This is a genomic window from Brevibacillus sp. M2.1A (assembly GCF_013284355.2).
Lineage (GTDB): Bacteria > Bacillota > Bacilli > Brevibacillales > Brevibacillaceae > Brevibacillus.
The window spans coordinates 5,177,213-5,203,832 of the sequence record NZ_JABSUY020000001.1 but is presented as its reverse complement, the minus strand read 5'-3'; the positions used below and the strand labels follow the sequence as shown (position 1 = coordinate 5,203,832).

At 46.7% G+C, this 26,620-nt stretch carries 27 protein-coding genes; 24 read left to right on the top strand and 3 right to left on the bottom strand.

Translation table 11 applies throughout. The features are described 5' to 3' along the window. Nucleotides 1–220 precede the first annotated feature (220 nt). The 9 genes from HP567_RS24845 (at nt 221) to HP567_RS24805 (ending at nt 6,744) form a co-directional block, all read left to right on the top strand. Nucleotides 221–925, top strand: a complete 705-nt coding sequence (locus HP567_RS24845; protein WP_229088135.1) for a hypothetical protein — start codon at nt 221–223, stop codon at nt 923–925. Between the two features lie 185 nt (nt 926–1,110). After that, on the top strand, nt 1,111–1,350 hold the full coding sequence (locus HP567_RS24840; RefSeq protein ID WP_173610763.1) for a DUF7660 family protein: 240 nt from the start codon (nt 1,111–1,113) through the stop codon (nt 1,348–1,350). 228 nt (nt 1,351–1,578) lie between these two features. Next, complete coding sequence (locus tag HP567_RS24835; protein ID WP_173610764.1) at nt 1,579–3,054, top strand: contractile injection system protein, VgrG/Pvc8 family; 1,476 nt, start codon at nt 1,579–1,581, stop codon at nt 3,052–3,054. Nucleotides 3,055–3,069: 15 nt separating this feature from the next. Continuing rightward, nucleotides 3,070–4,173: a pentapeptide repeat-containing protein gene (locus HP567_RS24830; RefSeq protein ID WP_173610765.1), complete on the top strand. Its 1,104-nt coding sequence runs from the start codon at nt 3,070–3,072 to the stop codon at nt 4,171–4,173. A gap of 15 nt (nt 4,174–4,188) precedes the next feature. Then, the gene (locus HP567_RS24825; RefSeq protein WP_173610766.1) at nt 4,189–4,710 is read left to right on the top strand and encodes an imm11 family protein; all 522 of its coding nucleotides are present in this window, start codon (nt 4,189–4,191) and stop codon (nt 4,708–4,710) included. Continuing rightward, nucleotides 4,707–5,336 (top strand): hypothetical protein, encoded by a 630-nt coding sequence (locus HP567_RS24820; protein ID WP_173610767.1) that lies wholly within the window; start codon nt 4,707–4,709, stop codon nt 5,334–5,336. The genes HP567_RS24825 and HP567_RS24820 overlap by 4 nt, the downstream gene beginning before the upstream one ends. A gap of 26 nt (nt 5,337–5,362) precedes the next feature. Beyond that, complete coding sequence (locus tag HP567_RS24815) at nt 5,363–5,644, top strand: hypothetical protein (protein WP_229088133.1); 282 nt, start codon at nt 5,363–5,365, stop codon at nt 5,642–5,644. A gap of 39 nt (nt 5,645–5,683) precedes the next feature. After that, nucleotides 5,684–5,959 carry a hypothetical protein gene (locus HP567_RS24810; RefSeq protein WP_173610769.1) on the top strand — a complete coding sequence of 92 codons (276 nt, stop codon included), beginning with the start codon at nt 5,684–5,686 and terminating at the stop codon, nt 5,957–5,959. A gap of 146 nt (nt 5,960–6,105) precedes the next feature. Further along, on the top strand, nt 6,106–6,744 hold the full coding sequence (locus HP567_RS24805) for an immunity protein Imm33 domain-containing protein (protein ID WP_173610770.1): 639 nt from the start codon (nt 6,106–6,108) through the stop codon (nt 6,742–6,744). Here HP567_RS24805 and nfi read toward each other — a convergent pair. Continuing rightward, nucleotides 6,741–7,427, bottom strand: coding sequence for a deoxyribonuclease V (nfi, locus tag HP567_RS24800; protein WP_173610771.1), 687 nt, complete (start codon nt 7,425–7,427; stop codon nt 6,741–6,743). The two genes, HP567_RS24805 and nfi, sit on opposite strands and share 4 nt — an antisense overlap. A gap of 166 nt (nt 7,428–7,593) precedes the next feature. On the opposite strand from nfi, the gene rbsK reads away from it, so the two are divergent. The 5 genes from rbsK to HP567_RS24775 all read left to right on the top strand — a co-directional run bounded on the left by rbsK (nt 7,594) and on the right by HP567_RS24775 (nt 13,076). After that, nucleotides 7,594–8,496, top strand: coding sequence for a ribokinase (gene rbsK / locus HP567_RS24795; protein WP_173610772.1), 903 nt, complete (start codon nt 7,594–7,596; stop codon nt 8,494–8,496). An 11-nt stretch (nt 8,497–8,507) separates the two neighbouring features. After that, nucleotides 8,508–8,870 carry a cupin domain-containing protein gene (locus HP567_RS24790; protein ID WP_217367201.1) on the top strand — a complete coding sequence of 121 codons (363 nt, stop codon included), beginning with the start codon at nt 8,508–8,510 and terminating at the stop codon, nt 8,868–8,870. A gap of 147 nt (nt 8,871–9,017) precedes the next feature. Beyond that, entirely contained in the window at nt 9,018–9,614 is a 597-nt protein-coding gene (locus tag HP567_RS24785) for a TetR/AcrR family transcriptional regulator (protein WP_173610773.1), read from the top strand. 65 nt (nt 9,615–9,679) lie between these two features. Continuing rightward, nucleotides 9,680–10,819 carry an MFS transporter gene (locus HP567_RS24780; protein ID WP_173610774.1) on the top strand — a complete coding sequence of 380 codons (1,140 nt, stop codon included), beginning with the start codon at nt 9,680–9,682 and terminating at the stop codon, nt 10,817–10,819. 118 nt (nt 10,820–10,937) lie between these two features. After that, a complete protein-coding gene (locus tag HP567_RS24775; protein WP_173610775.1) occupies nt 10,938–13,076 on the top strand; it encodes an ATP-dependent Clp protease ATP-binding subunit in 2,139 nt (712 codons plus the stop codon). Nucleotides 13,077–13,129: 53 nt separating this feature from the next. Here the strand turns inward: HP567_RS24775 and HP567_RS24770 are convergent, their stop codons facing one another. Further along, a complete protein-coding gene (locus tag HP567_RS24770) occupies nt 13,130–13,753 on the bottom strand; it encodes a YqaA family protein (RefSeq protein WP_173610776.1) in 624 nt (207 codons plus the stop codon). Nucleotides 13,754–14,090: 337 nt separating this feature from the next. Next, a complete protein-coding gene (locus tag HP567_RS24765) occupies nt 14,091–15,440 on the bottom strand; it encodes an aminotransferase-like domain-containing protein (protein WP_173610777.1) in 1,350 nt (449 codons plus the stop codon). Between the two features lie 136 nt (nt 15,441–15,576). Here HP567_RS24765 and HP567_RS24760 point away from each other — a divergent pair, with 136 nt between their 5' ends. From HP567_RS24760 to HP567_RS24715, 10 genes are all read left to right on the top strand, one after another. Beyond that, complete coding sequence (locus HP567_RS24760) at nt 15,577–16,524, top strand: DMT family transporter (protein ID WP_173610778.1); 948 nt, start codon at nt 15,577–15,579, stop codon at nt 16,522–16,524. 153 nt (nt 16,525–16,677) lie between these two features. Beyond that, nucleotides 16,678–17,664 (top strand): ABC transporter ATP-binding protein, encoded by a 987-nt coding sequence (locus HP567_RS24755; protein WP_173610779.1) that lies wholly within the window; start codon nt 16,678–16,680, stop codon nt 17,662–17,664. 44 nt (nt 17,665–17,708) lie between these two features. Continuing rightward, nucleotides 17,709–18,512: an ABC transporter permease gene (locus tag HP567_RS24750; RefSeq protein ID WP_047072025.1), complete on the top strand. Its 804-nt coding sequence runs from the start codon at nt 17,709–17,711 to the stop codon at nt 18,510–18,512. Next, nucleotides 18,509–19,306, top strand: a complete 798-nt coding sequence (locus tag HP567_RS24745; RefSeq protein WP_173610780.1) for an ABC transporter permease — start codon at nt 18,509–18,511, stop codon at nt 19,304–19,306. The genes HP567_RS24750 and HP567_RS24745 overlap by 4 nt, the downstream gene beginning before the upstream one ends. Nucleotides 19,307–19,367: 61 nt before the next feature. Beyond that, nucleotides 19,368–20,423 (top strand): ABC transporter substrate-binding protein, encoded by a 1,056-nt coding sequence (locus tag HP567_RS24740; protein ID WP_173610781.1) that lies wholly within the window; start codon nt 19,368–19,370, stop codon nt 20,421–20,423. Between the two features lie 152 nt (nt 20,424–20,575). Continuing rightward, nucleotides 20,576–22,051 (top strand): spore germination protein, encoded by a 1,476-nt coding sequence (locus HP567_RS24735; protein ID WP_173610782.1) that lies wholly within the window; start codon nt 20,576–20,578, stop codon nt 22,049–22,051. A 17-nt stretch (nt 22,052–22,068) separates the two neighbouring features. Next, nucleotides 22,069–23,172 carry a GerAB/ArcD/ProY family transporter gene (locus HP567_RS24730; RefSeq protein ID WP_173610783.1) on the top strand — a complete coding sequence of 368 codons (1,104 nt, stop codon included), beginning with the start codon at nt 22,069–22,071 and terminating at the stop codon, nt 23,170–23,172. Further along, complete coding sequence (locus HP567_RS24725; protein ID WP_173610784.1) at nt 23,169–24,272, top strand: Ger(x)C family spore germination protein; 1,104 nt, start codon at nt 23,169–23,171, stop codon at nt 24,270–24,272. Before HP567_RS24730 ends, HP567_RS24725 begins: the two co-directional genes overlap by 4 nt. A gap of 66 nt (nt 24,273–24,338) precedes the next feature. Next, nucleotides 24,339–25,172, top strand: coding sequence for an alpha/beta fold hydrolase (locus tag HP567_RS24720; RefSeq protein WP_173610785.1), 834 nt, complete (start codon nt 24,339–24,341; stop codon nt 25,170–25,172). A gap of 152 nt (nt 25,173–25,324) precedes the next feature. Next, nucleotides 25,325–26,611 (top strand): copper resistance CopC/CopD family protein, encoded by a 1,287-nt coding sequence (locus HP567_RS24715; protein ID WP_173610786.1) that lies wholly within the window; start codon nt 25,325–25,327, stop codon nt 26,609–26,611. The last annotated feature ends 9 nt before the right edge of the window (nt 26,612–26,620 follow it).

Genomic DNA, 26,620 nt, shown 5'->3' with positions numbered 1-26,620 from the left:
TTTGGAGATGTCATTTTGCAAGTGGAACCAGATTACACCAAGAACAGTTATATCAAATAGCTTTCTCTGAGTAACAATCCAGACCCGCCTAGGCCTTCCCTGGGCTTTTTGCGTTTTCCCCAAATCCCACACTTTCCCCTTACTTTTCACGAGGTTATCCCGAACATTCCCGGCGCCCATACGGTACGATTTGTTTGCAAGAAACAATAGGAGACAGGGAGTGTTCACACATGAAAAAATGCTTTCCGTATCTGTAATCGCAGCGTGCTTGATGGCAACGAGTGCGGTAGGAGCTTTTGCGGCGGAGAAAGAAGGAAAAGGAGCAGGGTGGAGCAGCCTGCCTGAAGTTCAATCACTAAAAGCATTGCAAGTAGAGCAAAAAGCTCTGCAAGATAAACTGAAAGCACAATCGCAAATCAACCAACAGGCATGGGATGTTCTTTGGGGCAATGTGACGAGAGAAGTGCGCGAACAGGTAAAAAGTGCACTGGAAGAAACGAAGCCACTGAGCGAAGCAAACAAATCGTTGTCTGCTGAACTGAAAGAAGCGAAGAAAGCAAAGAATAAAGAAAAGGTGGCGAGCATCAAGGCTGAAATCGCCGCAAACCATACCGCCATCGAAGAAAAACTGGCGCATATCCAAACAGAGTTGACCCAGGTAAAAGAGAAAAAAGCGTCCTTCAAAGAGATGAACCAACAATTGAAGCAAATCCGCACTGAAAAGAAAGAGAACAAAGACCAAGCAAAAGAACTGAAAGCAAATGAGAAAAACACAGTGAAAGAAGCAAAAGAAGCATTCAAGGCTGGTGACAAGGAGCCAGCAGCGACATCCTTGAAAGAGGCAGCTAATCTGTTGAAAGAACTGATACAGGTACAAAGCGAGATTTTGGAGCAAAAGCAAGCAATTTCCGAGATTATTCAATAAGGAACGTCTACGAGAATAGTGACAGCCCGAATCCTGTTATTGACTAGACAGATGTTCCCCTTCACATAAGAGACAGAAAGTCCGTTGCACGCCAGCGGGCTTTTTTCATTCCCCAATTCTTCAAGCTCCGTTAAAACATCTATAATAAAATGGAAGATAAAGACATGGGGTGGGAGGAGTTTCACATGGATATTCTTGAGAGAGCGAGTACGGTTGAGAGTAGAGAGGATATGGTTCAATTCATTTCTCATTTGATTAAGGATTATCAGCAAAATAAAAAAGAGTGGGCGAATATGTCCCTTGAAGAGTTCCTAAGTGGGATGGAATCATGGATTGAGGATTGTGATAATATGTTAGCTGATCTTGAAGGTGTAGATTGGAATTTGTTTGCTACCATTTTAATTGCAGGAAGCCGTTATGAATAAATAGGAAACGAATTCAAGGGTCTGCGACGATTTTAAGGGATATTAAAGGTACAAAGCCCCTCTCCTTGCCTCAAAATCATATCATTCAGGACTAACGACCCATTCAAAAAATCCCAAATAATACCGATTGTAAGATTGTATGTAAAATAATGGTCTTATTTGGAAAGGTGAATCTATTTCCCTAGGAGCATCGGAGGAGGGGGATTCATCTGGCAGGGAGGGGATACCATGAGCAATCGAACACTCACTTATGGAGATATACAAGTTTCACCCTATGAGTTTACGCATTTGCAAACGATGAAAGTCGTGAAAAAGATGAACGAGCACGCGCGACTGACGATCACGGGGATCATTTCTGAAGAGCGAAAAGATAGCTACGTGAACCAGACAAATGCGCAAACACTGATCAGCGTGGCACTGGCTGATGAATCGGGCAAGCCGAAAACATGGTTCCAGGGCATCGTTTTGCGCGTCCATGTCAAAGCGGTTCGCGATATTTATTACTTGTCGCTGGAGGCTATTTCTCATACGTATTTGTTGGATGTCAAAACGAGAAAACGTTCGTTTCAAAACCCGGCGATGACTTATGCGGGGCTCGTGAAAACGGTGCTGTCCGGGTACGGAAAAGCTGACTTTATTGACTCAGTTACGAACGGCAAAGCTTTGAATACTTTTGTGATGCAGTATGAGGAAACCGATTGGCAGTTTCTGAAGAGGATGGCATCGCGTTTTTATACAGGTTTGATCCCGACAACGGCTTTTGACATTCCCAAGTTTTACTTCGGTTTGCCAAAAGGTCAAGATAAAGGAAAGCTGGCCGTTAGTCATTATACGGTGCACAAGCGTGTCGGGGATTATCAGAGTGATGCGGAGAACAAGGTTCCGGGAATCGATGACCAGGACTATACCGTGTATGAAGTGCAGAGCGAACGAGTGCTGGAGGTAGGCAATGAGGTGAATTTCAAATCCAGACCACTTGTCGTCGGAGAAGCGGTCACAGAGATGAAGGAAGGCATTGTCACGCACACATACAAGCTTTATCCGCGGCTAGGTCTGGCGCGAAAAAAACAGTATAACCATGCGATCATCGGGGCGTCCATCCAAGGCCGGGTGCTGCAAGTCCAGAAAGACAATGTGCGGGCCAAGCTGGACATGGATGATCAGCAGGATCAGAGTACGGCATACTGGTTCCCTTACTCCACCATTTATGCCTCCGAGGATCAAACCGGATGGTACGTCATGCCAGAGCTGAACGACCAGATTCGGATTTATTTCCCGAGCAAAAAAGAAGAGGACGGTATCGCGATCAGCTCTGTTCTCAAGGAAATCCCAGACGATGACAAGCCATCTCCCAAAAAGAAAGCCACACCGAAAAGCAATGCAGGTGGGGGTGGAGGTGGTGGTGGAGACCGGATGAAGGACCCTGCTGTAAAGACGTTTCGTACCAAATATGGCAAGGAAATCGTGCTGGCTCCTGATAAAATTGTGATCACGACAGGAGATATGTCGATCACGATTAGTGATACGAGTGGAATCGATATCAAGAGTAGCCAGAACGTGAATATAACGGCGGATAAGGACATGAAGCTATCAGCTGCTTCTCTTCATATTAGTGCCGATAAAATAGAGCTGAGTGGAAAAGGAAATACGATCAAACTGGAAGACAAGATCGAGCTGAAAGGTTCGGAAATCAAGATGAACTAGGGGGCACTTGCATCGATGAAGAAAGAGGAAGCGCTCCAGCATTTGAACGATAACACCTTCCGGCCAGCACTGGCTGAAAGCATAGCCGCAACCGAGCGCTATTTCCAGCAAAACAAGGAACAGCTCGTCCGGGAGTTCGTGGAGTCTTTTCGGCAAATGCTTCTGCATATTGAGTTCATGCAGAGCAACGAGGAGCTACCCCCTGTCGGTTTTATTCACTACTCATTGCTGCGGACAACCGTATTGGATGGCACGTACACACTTTTGATAGAGGCTTATACGGAGCAATGGTACTGGGAGCCAGTGGAATGCTATGCACGTTACAATTCAGCATGGGCTTTGCAAGAGGCTTCCAAGCTCATTTCGCTACTGGACGAACGCCGAAAAATGTACATGGGGATCATACACGCTGCTGATGTGGAGTATATGGTGCTAAAGGAAATGGAGCTATTCGGTCAGTTTGTCACAGCGCTTGCCCGAGTAGCGATTCCGGAGCTCATTAAGCTGCCTGAGTACCAACAGATTAGGAAAGCAGATCGTCTGTACATACGAGTGGGGGAATTCAAAGACATCAGTGAAGTGGTGTACGTAGATGAGCGGAACAAGCGGGAGGAGAAGGAGAGTAGAAGCTTGCTTGGGCAACCGAAAGGAACGTTTTGCACCCATGAAACATTCGCCTACATGGATTTGCCGCGAAGCATGGTAGAAGCATTAGATTTGCGCTATTGCGATTTTAGCGGCAGTAATTTTGCAGACAGTCAGTTCCGTGAGTGTGTCCTATTCGGAACAAGATGGGTAAAGAGCAAGCTTCAACGCACAGATTTCAGTCATTCGCTTCTTTGTGATGCCGATTTTCGTCATGCTGACTTGAGTGGAGCCATCTTCTCTTATGCCGAAGGACAAGGAGTCAGTGCGGACGAGCTGCATCGTGTACCGGGCTTACTCGGTGTCCAATTTGCTTATGCTGATTTGCAAGGAGCGGATTTTCGCCATTCTCGTCTGTATCATGCGAATTTTCATGGAGCGAATATGCAAAATACCGTTTTTTTCGAAAAGGATCGTGGGCGTTTTGCGTTGAGTGAAGCACAGATGCAGCAGATTGAGTGGAAAACGGAATAAAGGAGGCGGGATGACATGCGCGATTATTATTTGCTAGCAGATGACAGTCGAATCGCTCAAAAGGTTGTACCAGCGGGTCTGGGGCTGCAAAAGGAAAACACCTTCGAGCAACTCCCGCCGATATCCGTTCTTGAGGTCAACGCGGATGGTACCCACGCCTACACAGATTGGTTGGAAAAGCCACTGCCGATGATTTCGGAGCGGATGAAAACCATTACTGCCAAATACAATCCGAGCGTACAATGGAAGCGCGTCGATTTGATTGACAGTGAAACCAACCTGCGAAACGTCTACTGGGTCATGCAAGTACCTGCTGTAGATTGCCTTTCCATGGAGACTGCGTTTCATTTGAATGGAACGGTAAAGAGACTTGTATTAGATACCGATAAGATAAAGGCACATCATTTCTTTAAAGTTCAAGGGATCTTGGAGCCGTATATCGTGGTGAGTCTGGATGCTGCGGAAAGCTTCCTTCGCAGAAGCTTGAACGGATTTGTTTTGCAAAAAGTAGAGCAGGCACTGCGGAGGGAGCTATGACGATCTACTGGGATGAAAAGATTTTGGATGTATGGAACAGTATCCAGGCACGGCGTCAACTCGCTGAAATGGAAGAACAACAGGTGAAATTGACGCTTGCCGAGTGTCTGGATGGCGTGCGAAAAGGCTGCCTGGAGTACGAAGGACGCAGGTTCGAATTCGCGGAGAATATCCTCTTTGACGGGCAGCTTGGCATTCAGCTGCCCCGATCGATGCAGTTCATACCGAGGGGACGCGGGTCAAATAGCGCAGGGAATTCTCAGCACGAGCAGATTTCCTATAAAGAGGAAGAGAGCGCGGTCATGCTTGGCATGAATCATATGGCACATCCGTTGCCGATGAGCGGCGTGGAAACGTTTGTGCAGGCGATGACAGCACAAGTCAAAAAGGCGCAGGCAGGCTTGCAGGTTGTACATCATGAGCTGATCGAGCTGAATGGATGCAGAGTTGCCTGCAGCGAATTCATTATCCCGGTCGAGGACAAAACCTACTATCAAATCTTGTTCGCGACATCAGTAAACGGGCGGGCACTTCTCGGGAGTTTTCATTTTGAGTCTGAGGAAGTGCTCGTGTGGCAGCCTTTGGCCCATGCGCTGATTCGCACGCTGCGGGTAGAGAACGTTTGATCATGACAGAACAGGGAGGTTTCCAATTGGAACAGCAGCAACATCAACAGCAAATGCAAGTGAGCGTGCCTGAAAATGAGCGGGTCATGTCGGTCAAGGAATGGTTGATTACTTTTTTAATTATGATGGTGCCCGTGGTCAATCTCGTGATGTATTTCGTTTGGGCATTTGGCAGTGAAGGCAATCTAAACAGAAAGAACTGGGCAAAAGCGAACTTGCTGATTATGGGCGTTTGCATCGGGTTGTACTTATGCGTATTCTTTTTTATTCTGATCTTGGCATTCATTGGAGCATCGGTTGAACAATAGCGAGAACGGTGGATTGGCAAAAAATCTGGAGGGTATAGAATGGATCACCAAACGCATGTGGAAGGAAGCGTAGCGGAAAACGAAAAGGTCATGACGATGAAAGATTGGATAATCGTCTCGTTGTTCATGATGATTCCGATCGCGAATATTGTTTTGTTATTTGTGTGGGCTTTTGGTTCAGATGGGAATCTGAATCGTAAAAACTGGGCAAAAGCCGGCTTGTTGTTAATGGCGATTCTTTTTGGTTTATATTTCGTATTTGGTACGATAACCGCAATTATCACGTTTATTTTAATCGGCATGGAAGGGCAATAAGGGACGATACAAAGGCCACTACAAGGCATATTCCAACTCGAATCACCGAGGAGGAACATGCCTTGTTTTTTTACACGGAGGTTTTCTCCTATTCGTGTTATCCTGAAGATAGTAGCAATTCCGATCATGCAGAAAGGGAGAGGTACATGTCAGTTGAGAAAGAGACCCGACTCTGCCAACGCTCCAAACAGATTCATAACCGTACATTTGTCGTGACCTGCCAAGATTTTTTGGTGAAGCAAGCAGACTTTCTGTTGGACGTATTCTCTGATGTAGAAGACGAGATGGGTCCGATCAAGAACGGTGCGAAAATTCAGGTAGGATGGACCATCCTGCTGGTTTTCGAACGGGATGGGTGTATGGAGATCATGGCACCCGACTACGGGGCGAACCCTTTTTCCGAAACAACTTCTGACCTGACTGTGTCCTTGGTCGTGCAAATGGCGCAAAACAACTGCTTGCAAACGGTGCGAGCAGAAGGGGAAGCTGCTTTGTTCCAAGATAAAATTGTGGTGGCAAAAGGTGCATTTGAACAAGAACACGTCTATTTGCAGCGTGCAGAGGATGTTCGAAAAGGTGACTCCGGGTGGTATCTTGGGCCTGTGGAAGGCGAAGTAGACAGTGACCAGCTAAAGTCATACTACGTTTACCAACTGCTAGAGCTACGTCCCTCTCTTTTGCAGGCGATGGCTCTGCCACGAGGCTACATTGTCGTTTTCCAAGGAGATCAGATTGAAGCAGTTCTGGACGAGCACGATGTGAATGTATGGCCGACACTCCATTAGCGGCTGCTATTTAACTCCGCTGATACTTTATTCACGAGTTGATCCGCTTGGCGTGTGGTTTCGGGCAAACGATATTTGGGTGAGAGCGTGGTGATCCATGCGCATGCGGTTGGCAAAGAGATTCCGTGCCCGATTGAGACGAATATCGGTTTGATATTCGGTTGTGTGCGCAAGACTCCGCCGATGATTTCACCCTGATCGAGCAAAGGGGAATACGCACCTCTTACCTGTGCTGGTTCTTCGTATTCTCCTAGCAGTCTCGTTTTTCCACAACCAATGGTAGGAATGTCAAACAGGACGCCCAAATGACTGGCGAGTCCGAATCTTCGCGGGTGAGCGATTCCTTGCCCATCGCAGACGACGAGCTGTGGTGTTGTTTTGAGCCCCTTGAATGCACGTACCAACGGAGGCAGCTCTCGAAAAGAGAATAAGCCGGGAATATACGGGAATTCGACGGTGTCTTGAATGACGACAGACTCGACGACTTGCAGGGAAGTGGCGTCGAGGATCAAGACACCAGCAACTAACAAATCAGACTCGGCATGATAAGCGACATCTACCCCGGCGATAAAGCGTACGTCCGCTAGTTGATCTTCTTTTTTTACTTGCTGGGCTAGCTGTCGTTGTAAGTTGATGGCCTCTTGCTCATCAATGTTCCAAGGATGTTGGATAATCGGCTCCATCTGGTTACCTCCGGATGATAGAAGATTGGTTCATTATATCGAATAGATGTGCTATGCTCCAAGTCTTAGGAACAATCCCGAGAAAATACGTTGACTTCTTGAATGAAAAGCACTATTTTGTAACCGACCGAATCATCATGTTCGAGATTAGCTAGGAGGGCTCGTCGTGAAAATCGCAGTAGTAGGAAGCATCAATATGGATCTCGTAACCCATGTACATCATTTACCCAAAGCAGGAGAAACGATCGCAAGCCATCACTTCGAGCTGATCCCGGGTGGAAAGGGAGCGAATCAGGCGGTAGCAGCGTCTCGCCTGGGTGGGCATGTCTCCATGATTGGAATGGTAGGAGAGGATGAGAACGGCCGAGTTATGCTGGGAGGGCTAACAGATGCGCACGTTCACATAGAGGGGATCAAATGCTCAGGTACGACAGGCATGGCTTTTATCAATGTAAGTGACGATGGGGAAAATAACATCGTGCTTGTTCCAGGAGCGAATGCGCTCGTCAGCACAGAGCATATTGCAGACCATTTGTCTATTTTAAAGGACAGCGACGTCGTATTGCTCCAATTGGAAATCCCGATGCCTGTCGTGGAATATACAGTCAAAGAGGCGGCTCGACTCGGCAAGCTGGTCATTTTAAATCCGGCACCTGCACGCAAGCTATCCAGCGAGCTATTAACTCATGTACATACCTTAACCCCAAATGAAACAGAGCTTTCTATTCTCACAGGAATGCCTGTATCCACGATAGACGAAGTGCATGCTGCTGCCAAAAAGCTTTTGTCTGGTGGACCAAAGCGCGTCATCGTGACGTTGGGGGAAAAGGGCGCTCTCTTAGTCACCGCCGATAAGGCGACCCATATCCCTGCTTTCCGCGTAGAGCCAGTGGATACAACTGCGGCAGGCGATTCATTTACGGCAGCTTTTGCGGTTGGGATCACACAAGGAATGACCGAAACCGAAGCGGCCACTTTCGCCAGCAAAGTCGCAGCGATTGTCGTTACAAGGAATGGTGCGCAGCCATCCCTGCCTACTTTTGATGAAGTACAGGCATACTCTTTTTAATGGAGGGGAAAATGGTGGAAAAGGTCAATTTAGCTGAAAAATTTTCGTTATTCGATGAGCATTGGAGTCCCAAAATTGCAGGAGAAATCAATGACTCCTATGTAAAGCTAGTCAAATTAAAAGGAGAGTTTGTCTGGCATCAGCATGAAAATGAGGATGAAATGTTTTTAGTAGTGAAAGGGAAACTGCTTATCAAGTTTCGGGATAAAGATATTTGGTTAAACGAAGGGGAATTTGTCATTGTTCCAAAAGGGGTAGAGCATATGCCAGTTGCAGAGGAAGAGGTTCATGTATTATTGCTTGAACCAAAGTCGACGCTGAATACTGGAGATCAAGTAAACGAAAAAACAGTAACTGATTTAGAGAGAATATAATCAATGAGCAAGCCTATTTTGAGAAATGATTTTCAAAATAGGTTTTTTCTTTATGCGTAGTTACAGTTGCGGATAGTTCATTTGTTGACCGAGCGGTACAAAATGTGTAAGATTTCCATAACAGTTGGAAACGAAAGGAGGATTCCGGTGAGCAAACGCGGCAGACCTCGTGATTTTGATTACGCGTCCATCGTAGATGTGGCTATGAAAACATTTTGGTCAAAAGGCTACAATGGTTGTTCTACACATGATTTATGCAGTGATACTGGACTGGGGAAAGGCAGCTTGTACAATACGTTTGGCAGCAAACAGGACCTGTATCTCGCAGTGGTGGAACACTATCACGATACCGGGCTTCGTGAACAGCGGGCATTATTGGAGAGTCCGGGTTCTGTGAAAGAACGGTTGCAAAATTTTTTGGCTTGGGCATTGGTGGAAGACTTTGAATCTACGAATCCAAAGGGGTGTTTGCTGATCAATGCGGGATTGGAACGGGCAAAAGAAGATCCCAAGATTGAAGAAATTGTCTCCAGACATGTTGAACTTCTGAAGCAGACCATGGAAAAAGTGATGGAGGAAGGCTTGCGAACGGGCGAAATCTCCAAAAAACGATCTGCGGTGGATTTGGCAAGCTTATTTTTAAGCAGTTACTACGGCTTTCGTGTGTTGAATACATCCACACAGAATCGGACATTGGCTGAACAAATCATGAATGGCACGATAGAATCTATCTTCGGCGCGTAATGCGCTCTTTTTTTGAGTGATTTTTGTACCGATTGTTACAATAATTAGATAAGGAGTGTTCCTTAATGCCGTCGATTATTTATTTGTTAGCGGTAGCGATTTTTGCGATGACGACTTCTGAATTTATGGTGGCTGGGATGATGAATGAACTTGCCGATGATTTTGGCGTGTCGATCCCATCCATCGGGTATTTCATTACGGCGTATGCGGGGGCAATGGTGATAGGAGGTCCCGTCCTGACAGCAACTCTCTTGCATATTCGCCGAAAACAAGCGCTGCTTTCTTTGGTTGCCGTCTTCTTTATTGGTCAAGCGTTAGGGGCAATAGCTTGGAATTACGAGTCGATGATGCTTGCTCGTATCCTAACGGGTATCGCTTCATCCGCAGCGTTTGGTATCTCCGTCAGTATTTCAGCCAGCTTGGTTCCCCCTCATTCACGGGGAAAGGCTGCTTCGATTGTCTTGGCAGGCTTAATGATTGCTACTGTCATCGGGCTCCCTCTGACAACCGTGATTGCACAATATTTCGGCTGGAGAATGAGCTTTTGGGCTGTTGCGGTAGCCGTATTATTATCAGGGATCTTGATTCAATGGATGCTCCCTTCCTCTGCACAAAGAGACCAGATGAATGGAAAGGATGAGCTTGCCAGTTTTCAAAATCCACACCTTTGGGCGGCGTATGCAACGAGTATGCTGATCATTGGTGGTACGTTCGCAGCGTTTAGTTATTTTACTCCGATTCTTACCGGTGTAACGGCATTTTCGGATGCGAGTATCCCGTATTTGCTTGCCCTTTACGGTATCGCGACCGTGATCGGAAATAGCGTGATTGGCAGACTTGCCGATCGTTTTACCATGCGAATCCTTGTAACGGGAATAAGCATACTCCTAGGGGCATTGGTTCTGTTTGCGGTAGGTGCCGAAAATAAATGGATCGCAGTGCTGTCCATTGTTCTGATTGGGTTGACGGGCGTAGCGATGAATCCGGCCATGATTGCACGCGTTATGAAAACAGCAGGCAGTGGGACGATGGTAAACACGGTACATACTTCCTTTATTACATTGGGAGTTACCATTGGTTCTTCTTTAGGTGGGATCGGAATCAGCAGTGGCTATGGACTTGTTTCACCATTGTGGGTAGGTGCTTGTTTAGCTGTAATCGGGTTACTTTCAATCGTTCCCTACCTGAAAAAGAGCAAAGTGTAAAAAACCATACAATCCCTCTTGAAAGTCAAAGAAGGTCAAACTATAATAAAGTCAACGAAGGTCAGAAAAGGTCAAAGATCTTCTGAATTCCAAAACAAAGCTTTTGGGGGGATTGAATATGCATTGTGAAATCTGCAAACAACGTGAAGCAACTGTGACTGTTCATATACGTGTACAAAATCAGCAACAAAAGTACGATCTGTGCCAGGATTGCAAAACAAAGCTAACTAATAAAATGGGAGTGGGCATGGGCTTTAGTCCTTTCTCCTCCTTCTCTGGACTGGATGAGTTCCTGCAAGGCTTTGCCCAAGGTCGGGTGAATCCAGGCAAGTCTTCAGGCCAACCGCAGCAACAATCACCAGAGCGCGGTGGAGGCATCCTCGATGACCTGGGCCGTAATCTAAACGATGCGGCACGTGCCGGACTGATTGACCCTGTGATTGGACGCGAACAAGAAATCGAGCGTGTGATTGAGATTTTGAACCGACGCAACAAAAACAATCCGGTTCTGATCGGGGAGCCAGGCGTCGGGAAGACGGCGATTGCGGAAGGCCTCGCTCTGCGCATTACGGAAGGGCAAGTACCGACCAAGTTGAAAAACAAGCAGGTGTACATTTTAGATGTCGCCTCTCTGGTGGCAGGGACGGGAATACGCGGACAGTTCGAGGAAAAAATGAAGCAAGTAATTGCCGAGCTGCAGAAACGCAAAAGCGTCATCCTGTTTGTGGATGAGATTCATCTCTTGGTGGGAGCAGGCTCTGCGGAAGGCTCCATGGATGCAGGGAACATCCTGAAGCCTGCACTGGCTCGCGGTGAGTTGCAATTGATTGGGGCAACTACGCTAAAAGAGTATCGCGTCATTGAAAAAGACGCTGCTCTGGAGCGCCGCCTGCAGCCAGTTATGGTCAAGGAACCAACCGTAGAACAAGCCATCGAGATTTTAAAAGGATTGCGTCCGAAATACGAAGCATTCCACCAAGTCGCTTACTCGGATGATGTCATCCGTGCCTCCGTGGAATACTCCCATCGTTACATCCAGGATCGATTCTTGCCTGACAAGGCGATTGATCTCATGGATGAAGTGGGCTCGCGCTTGAACCTGAGATCCTCCGCGGTTGATACGACAGAGCTGCATGAGCGGCTGGCGCAAATCAATCAGGAGAAAAAAGAAGCGACGGAGCAAGAAGCATACGAACGAGCTGCCCGTTTGAGAGACGAGGAAGCGGGTATTTTAGAGAAGCTGGATCAAATCGAAGGCACGGAGCAACGCGTCCAGGTTGACGTCACAGACATCCAAGCCTTGATCGAGCAAAAGACCGGGATTCCGGTAACCAAGCTGCAAAGTGATGAGCAGATGAAAATGAAAAACCTGGCGTCCCATTTGGAAGCAAAAGTCATTGGTCAATCCGAGGCAGTCACACAAGTAGCGAAGGCGATTCGACGCAGTCGTGCAGGCCTGAAACCGAAAAACAGACCGATTGCTTCCTTCCTGTTCGTCGGTCCGACTGGCGTAGGGAAAACAGAGCTGTCCAAAGCGCTGGCAGAGGAGCTGTTTGGTACCCGCGATTCGATGATCCGCCTTGATATGAGCGAGTACATGGAGAAGCACTCGGTATCCAAATTGATCGGTTCTCCTCCTGGCTACGTCGGTCATGAAGAAGCAGGTCAATTGACAGAGCGCGTACGCCGCAATCCGTACAGCATTATCCTGCTGGATGAGATTGAAAAAGCACACCCAGACGTGATGCACATGTTCCTGCAAATTCTGGAGGATGGTCGTCTGACAGACAGTCAAGGCCGTACGGTGAATTTTAAGGAGACGGTTATCATTGCGACGAGCAATGCTGGTGTGAGCGAGCGTAAAATCTCCGTTGGCTTTGGAGCACAGGCGCCTGAGCCTGCTACCGTGCTGGATTCTCTGGGAGCGTACTTCAAGCCGGAGTTCCTGAACCGCTTCGACTCGATCATCTCCTTTGCCCATCTGGAAAAACAGGATTTGGTCAAAATCGTCGATCTGCTGCTGCAAGATGTCAAGGGCAATCTGTCTGAGCAAGGAATGGAGATCAGCGTGACAGATGCCGCAAAAGAAAAGCTGGCAGAGCTGGGCTACAACCCTTCCTTCGGGGCACGTCCATTGCGTCGCGTGATTCAGCAATACGTCGAGGATGGCATTGCGGACCTAGTGATGGAAGAAGACAATGTGACAGCTATGGTCATTGATGTCGAGGACAATGTAATTCGTGTGAAAAAAGGATAACAGTCGTAAAAAAAGAAACCCCGATCGGGGTTTCTTTGCTTTTTGAAATCGTCTTATTTATTCATGACTTTCTCATTGATGCCATTTCTGATGCCAGCACTTTCAATTTTCAGCTGGCGGCGCTTGGCGACGATTTTCTTCACCCATAACCCGATCAAGATGAGCGGCACCACGGTGAGAAAGATATAGAGAGAAACGTTATGGACCATATTTTCCGCCATTTTACCGTAAAAATAAAACAAGAATCCGACTGCGTAAAATTTGACAGCCCGTCCAATTGCGGCATACCCGATCAACTTCCACAACGGGAATTTCAAGCAACCCGACATGATTGTAAATACTTTAAACGGAATCGGTGTAAACGAACCGATGAAGATCGCGACTTCGCCCTTCTTTTGAAACATCTCTGTTGCAGAGTCAATCCATTCCTTTTTGAGGATTTTGTACAGAACGGATTTGCCTAGTACTTTACCGATTAAATAACCGACGGGAGTCCCTATGAGACAAGCAATGTAGCCTACCGTTGCAATCCACAATGCCTGCGAAGGATCAACGAGGCTGAGTGGCACTTGAAGAAAGAAGGCAGGAACGGGGAAGATGACTGCGTCTGCAAAAGAATGAATGAACATTCCCAAATAGCCGTATTCCATTAAGAAATCTAAAATGTTCTGAAACATCTATTTCTCCTTTGTCATTCTATCGTTAACTGCCAGTCATCAACTCAATCGAGTCGGATCGTACCAGGTAAATTTTATGTGTATAGATGCGATTCTACTTCAAACTGGCTGACTTTGGAACGAATTTTTTTGAATTGGGATTCACTTACTATGCAACGGTAAACCATGTTCCTGTATCTATCTGATAATACGATGTAGATCGTTTTCTGGTTACTCAACAATTCTTCACGTTCGCCTTGGTTTTTTTGAATACACTCAATAGCTTCATTATCGAGATTTCGTTGTTGTCCAAAAACGCACTCTCGTCGGATTTGATCTACGACTTAAGGCGGATAGGTTAACGGTGCATGCGACGTAACACATCCATCAACACGTCAATCCCTTGCTCAATCACTGCTTCCTTGGCATAGGACACATTCAGCTTCAACATATTTTCTTGCGGAAAGCCCTCCAAATAATTTTTGTCGGCAGTATCCACAAGGATCGAACGTTTTTTGAGCTGGCTGATAACAGCAGGAACCGGGATGGAATCGGTCAACACAATGTGCGTATGAATCCCTGGGTATGCAAGGGGCTGAAAGGTGAACAGATGGTCTTCATTCGCCGCAAAATGGTTCAAGGACGCCATCAGCAGGTTGGATCGCCGGTGATAGGAACTGCGTATTTTTTGCTTGTGTCGCTCGAACATTCCGCTTTTTAGGTAAATTTCCAGCGCTGCTTGAGATAGCATGGAGCTGTCGATATCCATGAGTCGTTTGTGTTGGTTGAAGGAATCCTTTAGCACATCCGGTATAACAGCTACACCCAGACGGAGCCCGGGAAAAATAATCTTGGAATAGCTTTTTACATAAATCGTGCGAGAAAAGCGGTCATAGGCAAAGAGGGGATCGGCTTTACTGTCATGCTCAAGGTCTGCCATGTAATCGTCTTCTACGAGATAGACGTCGTACTGCTGGGCAAGCTCCACAATACGCTGCTTATCCTTTCGGCTGTACGACGTACCGAGCGGGCTATGATAGCGAGGCATCGTGTAGAAAAACTTGATATCTCCCGTGCGGAAAATAGACTCCAGCTCTTCTAAATCGATTCCTTGGGCAGTGCGCTTGATCCCGACGACAGGATGCTTGCGTACTTGCAAGCTTTCAATGAAAAGATGGTAGCTGGGCTGCTCAATCAGAATCGTTTCTTTGCCATTTGGAAAAGGAAGACTGCATAGCAAGGATAGAGCTTGTTGGACACCGGAGGTAATGAAAATATTGCCCGGGTCCGTAAAAACCTGATGATTCCCAAGCAGCTTGGCAACGACAGCAATGAGCGATGGCAAGCCTTGGGTGGTTCCGTATATGAAAAGATCGTTTTTATAGGTTTCAATCGCTTTATTGATGCAATGTTGAAAGTCGATGTAAGGAAAGAGGTCAGGATCGGGAGCAGAGGTCGCAAAATCGATTGTCGACGTATCTGCGGGTTGTATCTTCCTTTGCTTTTTCACGACGTAGTAGCCACTTCGGTCGACCGAGTAGATGAGATGACGCTTTTCGAGCTCATCCAAGGTGCGGATAACAGTACTCTTGCTGCATTGGTAGCGAGAGGCGAGCTCCCGAATGGAGGGAAGTCGGTCTCCGTCTCGATAGGAGAGGCTTTCAATCAACGATTCAAGTTCATTTTGAAGCTGCAAATATTTGTGCATCTAGAAACCTTCCCTTACCCCCGAATTTGTATCGGTACAGTTACTCCTTTTTTGCATTGTAGCACGATTGCTCCCCCATTACTATTAACCTAAGACGGCCGTCTGTAAAAAGTCCCCAGTAGGAGAGATACATGCGATGAAAGACCAACAAAAAGCGATTCTTGCGGCATTACTGAATGCAGGGATTACCGGCTTGTCGTTTTTGTTTCTGAAAATGGCACTTGCTGTAACCAATCCGGTTGATACTTTGGCACACCGTTTTACCGTGGCATTTATCGCTGCATCCATCCCGATCGTGTTTGGGTGGATCAAGCTGTCCATCAAACCAAAAGACATGCTCACGATTATACCGCTCGCCATGCTGTACCCCATTCTGTTCTTTACCCTTCAGGCGTTTGGACTGGTGTATACCACTTCGTCGGAAGCAGGGATTATTCAAGCAACCGTTCCGATTTTTACCATGATCATGGCGGCATTCTTTTTGGGAGAGTCTTCTACGTGGCTGCAAAAGCTGTCCACGCTTTTATCCGTCGGAGGTGTCGTGTACATTTTTGCAATGAAGGGGCTGGGTGTAAGCGCAGGCTCAGGGAGCAGTATCGGTACCATTCTCATCCTGTTATCCGCGTTTTCTTTGGCGGGGTATAGTGTTCTGGCGAGAAAAATGACCAAGTCCTTTCATTATATAGACATGACGTATATGGTGGCGTTACTCGGATTTGTGTTTTTTAATGGCTGGTCTGTTATTCGCCATAGTACAGAGGGGACTTTATCCACGTATTTTGCCCCTTTCGCCAGCTCGGCCTTTATCATCTCGATTGTATTTTTGGGGATACTGTCCTCGCTCATGACGTCATTTATGACCAACTTTGCCTTGTCCAAGATGGAGGCATCCAAACTCAGCGTGTTTAACAATTTGTCTACGCTGGTTACCATCGTGGCAGGCGTTATCTTTTTGCAGGAACAACTGGCATACTACCATCTCATTGGCGCAGTGATGATTATTATCGGGGTGATTGGGACGAACTTCCTGGGGGCAAAATTTAAACAGAAGAACACGCCTCAACCGAAATCCACGTCTTTGTGAGAAAAGAAAAAGGATACACAACAGAGCGAATGTTTATTCATTGGCTCTGTTTGTTTTTGTGGAGGAATCGTTCGTGAAACTGTTTACAAATCGTATCATACACGATATAGTTACCTAGATTGTGAGTATAATGACATATGGTGAGATGACGGAATGAAAAAAATTATACATCTGGATTCGATTGAAAAGAGATTTGCAGATACTGTCGTCGTCCCCTCTTTTTCTCTCTCCATTGAAGAAGGGGAGTTTTTGACGTTACTCGGCCCCAGTGGCTGTGGGAAAACGACACTGCTGCGAATGATTGCTGGATTTGAGCAGCCAACGACCGGGGAAATTTTCCTGGACGAAAAGCCACTTAGCGCTGTGCCGCCGTATCAACGCGATATGAACATGGTGTTTCAGCAATATGCTTTGTTTCCACACATGACCGTGGAACAAAACATCCTGTTTGGTTTGAAAATGAAAAAAGTGAACGCAGCCGAACAACAGAAGCGTTTGGAGGAAGTACTTCAGTATGTCCAACTGACAGAATTGCGGAAGCGCACGCCAAAGCAGCTGTCTGGCGGACAACAGCAACGCGTAGCAATCGCACGGGCGATTATTAACAACCCACGCGTTCTGCTTCTGGACGAGCCTCTAGGTGCTTTGGACTATCAATTGCGAAAAAGCTTGCAGCTCGAATTGAAAAACTTGCAGAAAAACCTAGGGATAACGTTCATTTACGTTACCCATGACCAAGAAGAAGCGATGGCGATGTCCGATCGAATCGCAGTCATGAACAAGGGACGAATTGAACAGATTGCTTCTCCAGCAGAGATTTACAACTCCCCGCAAACCTTGTTTGTGGCTACCTTTATTGGGGAAAACAACATTTTCCGGGAAAACGGAACGAATGCAGCGGTACGTCCGGAAAAGATCAAGCTGTACCCGGTTGACTCTGACAAGGACAAGCACAAGAAGCTGGGTACCATTGCTGACGCGGTGTTCCTCGGCAATCTGCGCAAGGTATTTATCCGCCTTGAGGGGCAGGATATGACCGTAATGGCACACCAGTACGCAGGTGACGGTCTGGACTGGCAGGTGGGAGATCAAGTGGCCATTGGCTGGGCACAGACGGACGAGGTGATTCTTCCTTGTTAAACAAGAAGCCGGTAAAACTGCTCGCGCTTCCCGCCCTTTTGTGGATGGGTGCGCTTTTCGTCCTGCCTATGCTTATGATTGCCATACTGTCTTTCCTCAAAAGAGGCACGTACGGGCAAGTTGTCTATGAGTTTACGCTGAACAATTACATCCGTATTTTCGATCCGCTGTATGGCCAAATTTTTGGGGATACGCTGGTCGTAGCGGTTTTAACAACTGTCTTTTCGATTTTGTGCGGCTATCCGTTGGCGTATTACATTTCACGGCTGGAAAAATCGACTCAGCAAATATGGCTTTTGCTCGTGATGATTCCGTTTTGGATCAACTTCTTGGTCCGTTCCTATGCGTGGGTAATCATCCTGCGTTCGCAAGGCGTAATCAATACGTTCCTGCAATCGCTGGGCATTATTTCGGAGCCGCTGCCGCTTCTGTACAATTCGGGCTCTGTCCTGCTCGGGATGGTGTACACTCTTATGCCGTTCATGGTACTGCCGATTTATGTGTCGCTGGAGCAAATGGATCGCCGCAAGCTGGAAGCCGCGTATGATCTGGGCGCAACGCCTTGGAAGGCTTTTTGGCACGTGACTCTGCCGATGACCAAGACAGGTGTCGTCACTGGATCGATCCTCGTCTTTGTTTCTTCCATCGGGATGTTCGTCGTTCCGGATGTGATGGGCGGAGCGAAATCGGCTCTGATCGGAAACGTCATTCAAAATCAATTTTTGTCCGCGCGTGACTGGCCGTTCGGTTCTGCCTTGTCCATCGTGCTGATGCTATTGTCCATGCTGTTGATTCTTCTTTATTTCCGCGCTACCAAAGCGAGCGAGACAAAGGAGGGATCAGCATGAAAACATTACGTCGAAACGCACTATCTGGATACTCGTGGCTGATGCTGGTCTTTTTGTATCTGCCAATTTTGATCCTTGTCCTTTATTCGTTCAACGATTCACGGATCAACGCTACGTGGACGGGTTTTACGTGGAAGTGGTACGTTTCTTTGTTTGAAAACAGGCAGGTCATGCAAGCGCTGATGAACAGTTTGACGATTGGGGTTATCAGCAGCGTCATCGCAACGGTTTTGGGTACGGCTGCCGCTCTGGCGGTCAAGCACTATTCGCTTCGTTGGAGCAATATCTTTAACGGGCTGATGTACTTGCCGATCGTCATCCCGGAGATCATGATGGGGTTGGCTATGCTCGTGTTGTTTAGCCAGGTGCAGATGGAGCTGGGGAAAGTGACTCTGATTCTGGCGCATGTCACGTTTAGCATGCCGTATGTGATGGTCATTATCTCTGGACGTTTGGCTGATATGGGCAAGGAACTGGAAGAAGCGTCTCAAGATTTGGGAGCAACTCCTTGGGAGACATTGCGCTATGTGACGTTGCCTCTGATTATGCCAGGGATCATCGCAGGCTTCCTGATGGCGTTTACCCTATCGTTGGACGATTTCATTATTTCGTTCTTCGTGGCTGGTCCGAATTCGACTACATTGCCACTCTACATTTATGGGTTGGTCAAACGAGGCGTCTCGCCAGAAGTGAATGCACTCTCGACGCTTTTGATCGTGAGTACCGTGCTGTTGGTTGTGGTGGCAGAGGTTTTCCGCCGCAAAGACTCAAAAAATAATCAATCCATCTTTTAGAAACATCATGGAGTTTTCATAAAGGCAATCCCATAACTGATTTGGAGGTTGAGAGGAAAAAATGAAACGTTTCAAGTCCTTGATGATCGGCGCTTTGACCGCCGTACTTGCGGTGACTGCTGTAGGCTGCTCATCGTCATCTGAGCAAGAGCAACAAGTATTGAATATTTATAGCTGGGCAGACAACTTCGACCCAGACGTCATCAAAGATTTTGAGCAAAAATTCAACGTGAAGGTCAACTATGATGTATACGGCAGCAACGAAGAAATGCTGGCAAAAATTCAAGCGGGTGCATCCGGTTACGACCTGATTCAACCTTCCGACTACATGGTAGGCACTATGATTCAGCTGGGTCTCCTGGAAGAGTTGAACAAAGCGAACATCCCGAACATGGGCAATATTGTGTCTACGTTCAAGACACCTCCTTTTGACAAAGAAAACAAGTATTCACTCGTATATACATGGGGAATTACCGGGATCGCTTACAACAAGAAATATGTAAAAGAAGCCCCGACAAGCTGGAACGATCTGTGGAATGAAGCTTACAAAGGCCGTGTCATCATGCTGAACGATCCTCGTGAGGTTATGGGAATGGCACTGATCAAGAACGGTTTCTCCAATAGCACGACGAACACAGAGGAACTGGAAAAGTCCTTTGCTGATTTGAAAAAAGTAGTACCGAATGTTGTTGCTTTTGATACAGACAACATCAAGCAAAAGATGATTGCGGAAGAAGCATGGATCGGAACGGTTTGGTCCGGAGACGCCGCTTTCATTCACGCACAAAATCCAGATGTGGAGTACGTTATTCCGAAAGAGGGCGCAACGATCTGGGCAGACACGCTGGCGATTCCAAAAGGCGCTAAGAACAAGGAAATGGCTGAGAAGTTCATCAACTACCTGATGGACCCAGAGGTCAGTGTGAAAAACTACGAATCGATTGGCTACAGTAACCCGAACGAAAAAGCATACCCACTGCACAGTGAAGAATATCGTTCCAACAAGATGGTCTTCCTGGATACAGCAGACATTGCCCGTGCGGAGTGGCTGGTCGATGTAGGAGAAACCTTGCAGCAATACGACCGCTACTGGACTGAAATGAAGAGCGGCAGATAAAAAGTGGTGAACAAACCGAGAGGGAGTATTTCCGTCTCGGTTTTTTTTGTGTTCATTTTGTCTGGGATCTTACTCTTCGGCTGGAAGGGGGGAATAGAGCGAAGACATTGGAAAAATAATAAGGGGACACCATATATTGGGGTAAATATTAAATGACAACCAACATGATTTCTGAATCCGTTAGCGAGACGCGTGAAAAATTATGGGATCAGATGCGAAATCCGCGAATGGTGTTTCGTAACCTTTCTTGTGGAACCAATAGCTTGTTGCTAGCCTATCTCCCCTATCTAGTTGATACGGTCATTCTCCAGCAGGTGTTGCTTCCTTATTTCGAAAGGTTACCTGACGAAAAGATCGATCCTGATACGATTTTGGGGAATGTTCCTGTTGCTCATGTCACCAAAACCATGGATTACAGTCAAGTCAGCGATTATCTCGTGAGGGGATGGATTTACCTTCAAATAGAAGGAATGGCGTGCGGGCTTCTTCTCTACGTAGCAAGAATACCGAGTCGTTCTTTGGGAGAGGCTCAGGTCGAAACCCAGATTTTCGGTCCCCAGGTTTCTTTTACTGAAGACTTGGAAACCAATTTAGGGGTGCTACAGGGGTATCTGTCGACTGATTTGCTTACCAACGTATCCATTACGATTGGGAAACGGAGCAGGACGAATGTGGAAATATGTTACATGGAGGAACTGGCGGCTCCTGAAAATATTCAAACCGTCATGCAGCGTTTACGCGATTTAGATATAGACGGCGTGATTGACAGCGGAAAATTGGTTCAACTGATTGATGACAATACGTTCTCTATTTTTCCGCAGCTAATCCTGACAGAGCGACCTGATCATGTAAGTGAAGCTTTGTTGGAAGGAAAGGTAGTCGTATTTGTCGAGGGGAGCCCGTTTGCTATCGTCGGCCCCAGTTCCTTCGTGGACTTTTTCAAGTCCAATGAAGATCTCTATATCCGGTGGCAAATGGCTTCTTTTATAAGATTGTTACGTTTCTCGGCTCTTTTTGTCTCTCTGTTTTTTACAGCTACTTATGTGGCTGCGCTTACGTTTCATTATGAAATGATTCCATCTGCTCTCCTTGTATCGCTCGTAAAGTCTCGATCCAAGGTACCTTTTCCCCCATTATTTGAAGCTTTGTTACTTGAAATGATTATTGAATTCTTGCGGGAGGCTGGAGCAAGACTTCCTTTTAAAGTTGGGCAAACGATAGGGATCGTGGGCGGTATCGTAATTGGACAGGCAGCCGTTGCAGCGGGTTTTACCAGTAACATATTGATCATGATTGTGGCGCTCAGTGCCCTAGCTTCATTTACTTTTCCCTCCTACATGATGAGTACGGCAGTCCGCATCCTCCGCTTTCCGATTATCCTGTTAGCTGGAATTTGGGGAGGTTTTGGAATTATGCTAGGCGCGTCTTTTTTATTGATACACATCCTGCGTCAATCAAGTCTGGGACGCCCGTTTTTTCTCCCCTTTTTTCCTTTTCGCTCGCAGGATTTTAAAAACAGTCTGATCCGGTTTCCTTTTTACTCTCTCGGCAAGCGTCCGGTTATGACACGTTCTCCTGACGATACCCGTTTGCCTGATAAAGTCGAGAAAAAAAGACCAGTTCAGTAGTTAGGTGTTGAGTGTGAATGTCACGGTCCATTTTTCGTCGGAATAGCCATATGGCTATCAGCGTATCGCTTGCGCTATTTATGGTTCATAGCAATCAGGTTGGAATCGGCATAGCAGGCGTACAACGCTTTATTTATGATAGGGTACAACAAGACGCCTGGATTGCGGTCATAATAGCAGGCATTATGACCCATATTGCGGCGTGGTTCATGCTAAAAATCTTAGCGAAATACAAAGACATGGATTTGTATGACATTCATCAACGTGTATTTGGGAAATGGCCTGCCCGTGTTCTTAATTTCATCTTCATCGTATATATCATGGGCTCGGCCTTAACGATCTTGAGAGGGTACATCGAGATTATTCAGTCATGGATGTTTCCGGAAGTACCTTCCTGGATATTAAATGCCTCCTTGCTTTGCCTGGCCATTTATGGAGTAACAGGTGGTATTCGGGTGTTGGCTGGAATTAGCTTTTTTTCTGTAGGGTTGACGATATGGCAGCTACTGCTCTTGGTTTATCCCATGCAATACGCTGATTTTCATCTGTTGCAGCCAGTCTTTCATCATGATCTTGTACAGCTGATGGACGGTGCGAAGAAGATGTCCTTTTCCATCATCGGATTTGAGATCATTTTGTTCATCTATCCGTTTGTAAAGGAAAAGGAATTGCTATCGCGGTATGTACATGGTGGATTGTTTATGACCACCTGCTTGTATGTGGTAGTCATGCTGGTTACACTCTTGTACTTTCAAGGAGAACAGCTTCAGCATCTAATCTGGGCAACGCTAATGATGATGAAAATTGTAGAGTTTCCGTTTTTGGAGCGTTTTGAGTTTGTGTCCATCTCACTGTGGATGCTCATCATGCTGGATAATTTGCTGATGAACCTGTGGGTAGCCATGCGAGGGGTTCATCATATTAGTGGGCTCAAGGAGAGAATGGCACTTATCGGGATTGTTGGTGTCATGTTTTTGGCTAGCAATTTTTTGGAAACACGCCAGTCGATTAATCTCATCACGGATATTTTCGGTGGTGTAGGCTTCTATATCATTTTTGTTTACCCCATCGTGCTTTATGTAGTAATTCGGCTGTTTCGGAAGGGACCGGTCCGGACATGAAAAGGTTGCGTTTGCTTTTACACTATCTTTTAGTGGTCGTGTTATTGAACGGCTGTGGGGAGCAACATGTATTAGAAAAATTGGGACTGGCGGTTGCGGTGGGGTACGATCTTAGCAGAGACGGAAAGCTGTTGGGTACCACGGTATTTTATCAAATTGACCCGGAGGCACGTGAGCTGGTCACTGTCATTTCTGGCACAGCACATACAAGCAAAGGACTCACCGTTTCACAGAACAGGGAGTCTTCCAAAAAAATTGTAGGAGGTCAAATTCGCGTCGTGGTCTATCACGATGAGTTAGCGCGTAAAGGGATCCTGTCTCTTGTGGAAAACTTAACGCGTGATGCCTCCATAGGAAGTAATGTCTATTTAACGGTAGCGAAAGGTCGGGCGTATGATATTTTGACACATCGCTACCCCGAGAACAGCAACATTGGCATTTACCTCTATCAAGCCATACGGCAGAACGTCGAAGGGGAGAATATGATTTCCTCGAAACTTCATGAGTTCATGAAAGATTATTATGCAATCGGGAGAGATCCCGTGATGCCTTATATTGAAAGAGTAAAGAATGAATTGCATATTAATCAAATTGGTTTATTTCGAGATCAAAAACTGGTAGCAGAGATTACTTCAAGGGATGGATTTTTCCTCAAGATATTACGGGAGCGTTACAATAAGGGGGAATTGGAAATAAATATTTCCCTCGATAAAAAGCGTCTTTTTACTGTCATTGAACATATCTCAAGCAAAAAGCAAATAAAAGTTTTAGATTTGGAGAAACCAAGATTTTCTGTGAAAGTCAATATGTCAGCGCAGATTCAGGAAATGGCTGAAAAAATTGATTTATCCAAGCCTGAGCAGTTGAAAAAGGTCCAAAAAGCAATCGAACTGGCGGTTAAAAAAGAGACGGAACATTTACTGGAAAAGTTAAGAAAGCACGATGTAGACCCGGTAGGATTTGGGGAAATCTACAATATAGCCAGTCAAAAGAGTGGGAAAAAGAAATTGAGTAAAGAGGAATGTCGGGAAATCATCAAAAGGGCGAAATTTGATGTAGATGTCGAGATCATGATTTTGCGTACAGGCGTCATTGGGTAGTCGGAACAAAAAATACATAGACAAGCAACAAGCCGGGGTGAGATAGTGAGGGCGAGGTGAGAAAAGATGGAAAACGGGCAAGCTGTACAGACAGGCTTTCTCGAAGCAAATGGTGCACGTATTTACTATGAAGTAGCAGGGGAAGGCGAACCGCTCTTATTAATCCACGGCTTCAATCTGGATACAAGGCTATGGGATGCCCAGCTGCAAGCATTTGCACAAACGTATAAGGTCGTTCGATTTGATATCCGCGGGTTCGGTAAAACACTGGCGACTGACGTTCCTTTTACGCTGTACGATGATGTGAAAGCGGTTCTGCAAGGGCTTGGGATCGAAAAGGCGCATGTGGCCGGGCTTTCGTTTGGGGGAATGGTCGCGCAGGAGTTCGCCCTTGCTTACCCGCAGATGGTGAACAGCTTGATTCTGGTCGCATCCGGCTTGTTTGGTCACCCAAGAAGTGAACAGAGGCTGCACGATGTGGAACGTTTCAATCAAGTATGTCAGCGTGGGACGACAGAGGAAGCGTTGGAAATGACGACACAGATGTGGTTTGACGGTCCTGGTCAGCCGGTAAATGAGCAAGCTCGTCTAGCACGTAATCGTTTTAAAGAAATAAACAGACACGCCTTTTCGCTGCCGGAGTTTGGAGCCGGACTGGAGGTTTTATCTCCCCCACCAATCGAGCGTTTGGAACATATCAAAGCGCCGACTCTCGTTATTGCAGGAGCGCGGGATTATCCAGATTTTCTACAGATCGCCGATGTATTGACTGAACGGATATCCGGCGCAAAAAAAGTCATCCTGCCTGACTCAGCGCATATCCCACCGATGGATCAACCAGAGGTATTCAACAAGCTCGTCCATGAATTTCTCGCACAAAACACTGTAAAATCATCCTAATGCAGTTTGAAATGGCATGGATCGGAGAGAATTACCGAACATGCCTTTTTTTGTTTTCAACACTTTGCCACATCAGATAGCCCGATGGAGCCATATAGATTCTCGCACTATTTTGATAGGATTAAGGACGGAATAAGGAAGCAGGTGATAGCGTGACATACAACATCAGACAATATGCGGTTGTGTTTTTGCTCTCCTTCTTACTTGTACTGACAACGGGTATGACAACTGCTTACGCCCATGCTGGCTTGATGAGCAGCTCCCCACAAGATGGTGAGGTACTGAAGGCGAATCCGGGACAAATATCTGCGCGGTTTACCGAAACATTGGAGCCCGATCTTGTTAACGTGCGTTTATTTGACTGGAATGGCAAGGAAATAAAAGTGGAGCGGCCGACATTGCAGCCGGGTGATGCCTCGCAGTTGAATGCGAAACTGCCGAGCGATTTGGCTGAGGGGACGTATTCGGTAATCGTGTCTGTCGTATCCGAGGACGGACATCCGATCGAAGAGAAGCTCACGTTTTCTATCGGACAAAAAAGTGTGGTTGTGGTTCCGCCAAATGAGCAAAAAGTAGATTCAAGCTACTTGATCATGTACCGCTATTTGGCGCAAGGAATTATTCTGGTCGGTGGCGGCTTGTATCTGGTAGCGTGGGCAGCACAACGTCATGGATTGCCTTCGCTTGCCCAGCTCATCGGGATTGGCAGACAAATCGGATGGAGTTTGGCGATCATCGGACTTATATTTTTGTGGTTCTTGTATGACGAATCGTTAACCGCTGTATCCCTTACGCAAGCACTGTGGCAGATGGACGGGAACTTGCTCAGTCAGTCTCCGTTTGCGATCATGCTGCTGGTGTCCTTTGCTCTACTGTTATTGATCGCGATCCCCAATATGGTGTCAGGCTGGTATGTGGGAATCTGGGTTCTCTTGATCGGCGCGCAAGCTTTTGGCGGTCATGCATGGGGCATTGCTCCTGTCTGGCTGTCCATTTTGCTGAGACTGTTGCATGTATTGACGGTCGCCGTGTGGATGGGGGCACTTGTCTACTTGTTACTTACAGTCAAAGCGGCTGAACGAGGACAGGAGTCGTTCAAGAGGTTCTTTTTGAAAACAGTTGCGGTGGCGGCAGTGCTTGCCGTCGTGACGGGCGTTGTCATGCTCTTCGTGCAAACGGATGTCATGAGCATTTTCCAGAGTGCAACGACATGGAGCTATCTGTTATATGGAAAAATAGCAAGTGTCTGCCTCATGCTTCTTCTGGCCTTTAGGCAAACCAGACGTTGGCGGACGAAAAATTCTTTGCAGCCCGCTTACTTGCGTTGGGAAATCATATTCGGGATTATCGCGGTTCTGGCAGGACTTTGGATGAGCCAAATCAACTACCCGACTGCGACGACAAATAATCAAGCCGTGATTCAAACAGATTCAAATTAGGGAGGATTT

What these genes read in the sequence shown, in the direction of transcription:
- HP567_RS24745 (WP_173610780.1), top strand. Translation starts at nt 18,509, where the DNA reads ATGAAAACATTACGTCGAAACGCACTATCTGGATACTCGTGGCTGATG.
- HP567_RS24790 (WP_217367201.1), top strand. Translation starts at nt 8,508, where the DNA reads ATGGTGGAAAAGGTCAATTTAGCTGAAAAATTTTCGTTATTCGATGAG.
- HP567_RS24835 (WP_173610764.1), top strand. Translation starts at nt 1,579, where the DNA reads ATGAGCAATCGAACACTCACTTATGGAGATATACAAGTTTCACCCTAT.
- HP567_RS24750 (WP_047072025.1), top strand. Translation starts at nt 17,709, where the DNA reads ATGGGTGCGCTTTTCGTCCTGCCTATGCTTATGATTGCCATACTGTCT.
- HP567_RS24825 (WP_173610766.1), top strand. Translation starts at nt 4,189, where the DNA reads ATGCGCGATTATTATTTGCTAGCAGATGACAGTCGAATCGCTCAAAAG.
- HP567_RS24810 (WP_173610769.1), top strand. Translation starts at nt 5,684, where the DNA reads ATGGATCACCAAACGCATGTGGAAGGAAGCGTAGCGGAAAACGAAAAG.
- HP567_RS24770 (WP_173610776.1), bottom strand. Translation starts at nt 13,753, where the DNA reads ATGTTTCAGAACATTTTAGATTTCTTAATGGAATACGGCTATTTGGGA.
- HP567_RS24740 (WP_173610781.1), top strand. Translation starts at nt 19,368, where the DNA reads ATGAAACGTTTCAAGTCCTTGATGATCGGCGCTTTGACCGCCGTACTT.
- HP567_RS24730 (WP_173610783.1), top strand. Translation starts at nt 22,069, where the DNA reads ATGTCACGGTCCATTTTTCGTCGGAATAGCCATATGGCTATCAGCGTA.
- HP567_RS24820 (WP_173610767.1), top strand. Translation starts at nt 4,707, where the DNA reads ATGACGATCTACTGGGATGAAAAGATTTTGGATGTATGGAACAGTATC.
- HP567_RS24755 (WP_173610779.1), top strand. Translation starts at nt 16,678, where the DNA reads ATGAAAAAAATTATACATCTGGATTCGATTGAAAAGAGATTTGCAGAT.
- nfi (WP_173610771.1), bottom strand. Translation starts at nt 7,427, where the DNA reads ATGGAGCCGATTATCCAACATCCTTGGAACATTGATGAGCAAGAGGCC.
- HP567_RS24840 (WP_173610763.1), top strand. Translation starts at nt 1,111, where the DNA reads ATGGATATTCTTGAGAGAGCGAGTACGGTTGAGAGTAGAGAGGATATG.
- HP567_RS24720 (WP_173610785.1), top strand. Translation starts at nt 24,339, where the DNA reads ATGGAAAACGGGCAAGCTGTACAGACAGGCTTTCTCGAAGCAAATGGT.
- HP567_RS24775 (WP_173610775.1), top strand. Translation starts at nt 10,938, where the DNA reads ATGCATTGTGAAATCTGCAAACAACGTGAAGCAACTGTGACTGTTCAT.
- HP567_RS24735 (WP_173610782.1), top strand. Translation starts at nt 20,576, where the DNA reads ATGACAACCAACATGATTTCTGAATCCGTTAGCGAGACGCGTGAAAAA.
- HP567_RS24760 (WP_173610778.1), top strand. Translation starts at nt 15,577, where the DNA reads ATGAAAGACCAACAAAAAGCGATTCTTGCGGCATTACTGAATGCAGGG.
- HP567_RS24780 (WP_173610774.1), top strand. Translation starts at nt 9,680, where the DNA reads ATGCCGTCGATTATTTATTTGTTAGCGGTAGCGATTTTTGCGATGACG.
- HP567_RS24765 (WP_173610777.1), bottom strand. Translation starts at nt 15,440, where the DNA reads ATGCACAAATATTTGCAGCTTCAAAATGAACTTGAATCGTTGATTGAA.
- HP567_RS24830 (WP_173610765.1), top strand. Translation starts at nt 3,070, where the DNA reads ATGAAGAAAGAGGAAGCGCTCCAGCATTTGAACGATAACACCTTCCGG.
- HP567_RS24725 (WP_173610784.1), top strand. Translation starts at nt 23,169, where the DNA reads ATGAAAAGGTTGCGTTTGCTTTTACACTATCTTTTAGTGGTCGTGTTA.
- HP567_RS24805 (WP_173610770.1), top strand. Translation starts at nt 6,106, where the DNA reads ATGTCAGTTGAGAAAGAGACCCGACTCTGCCAACGCTCCAAACAGATT.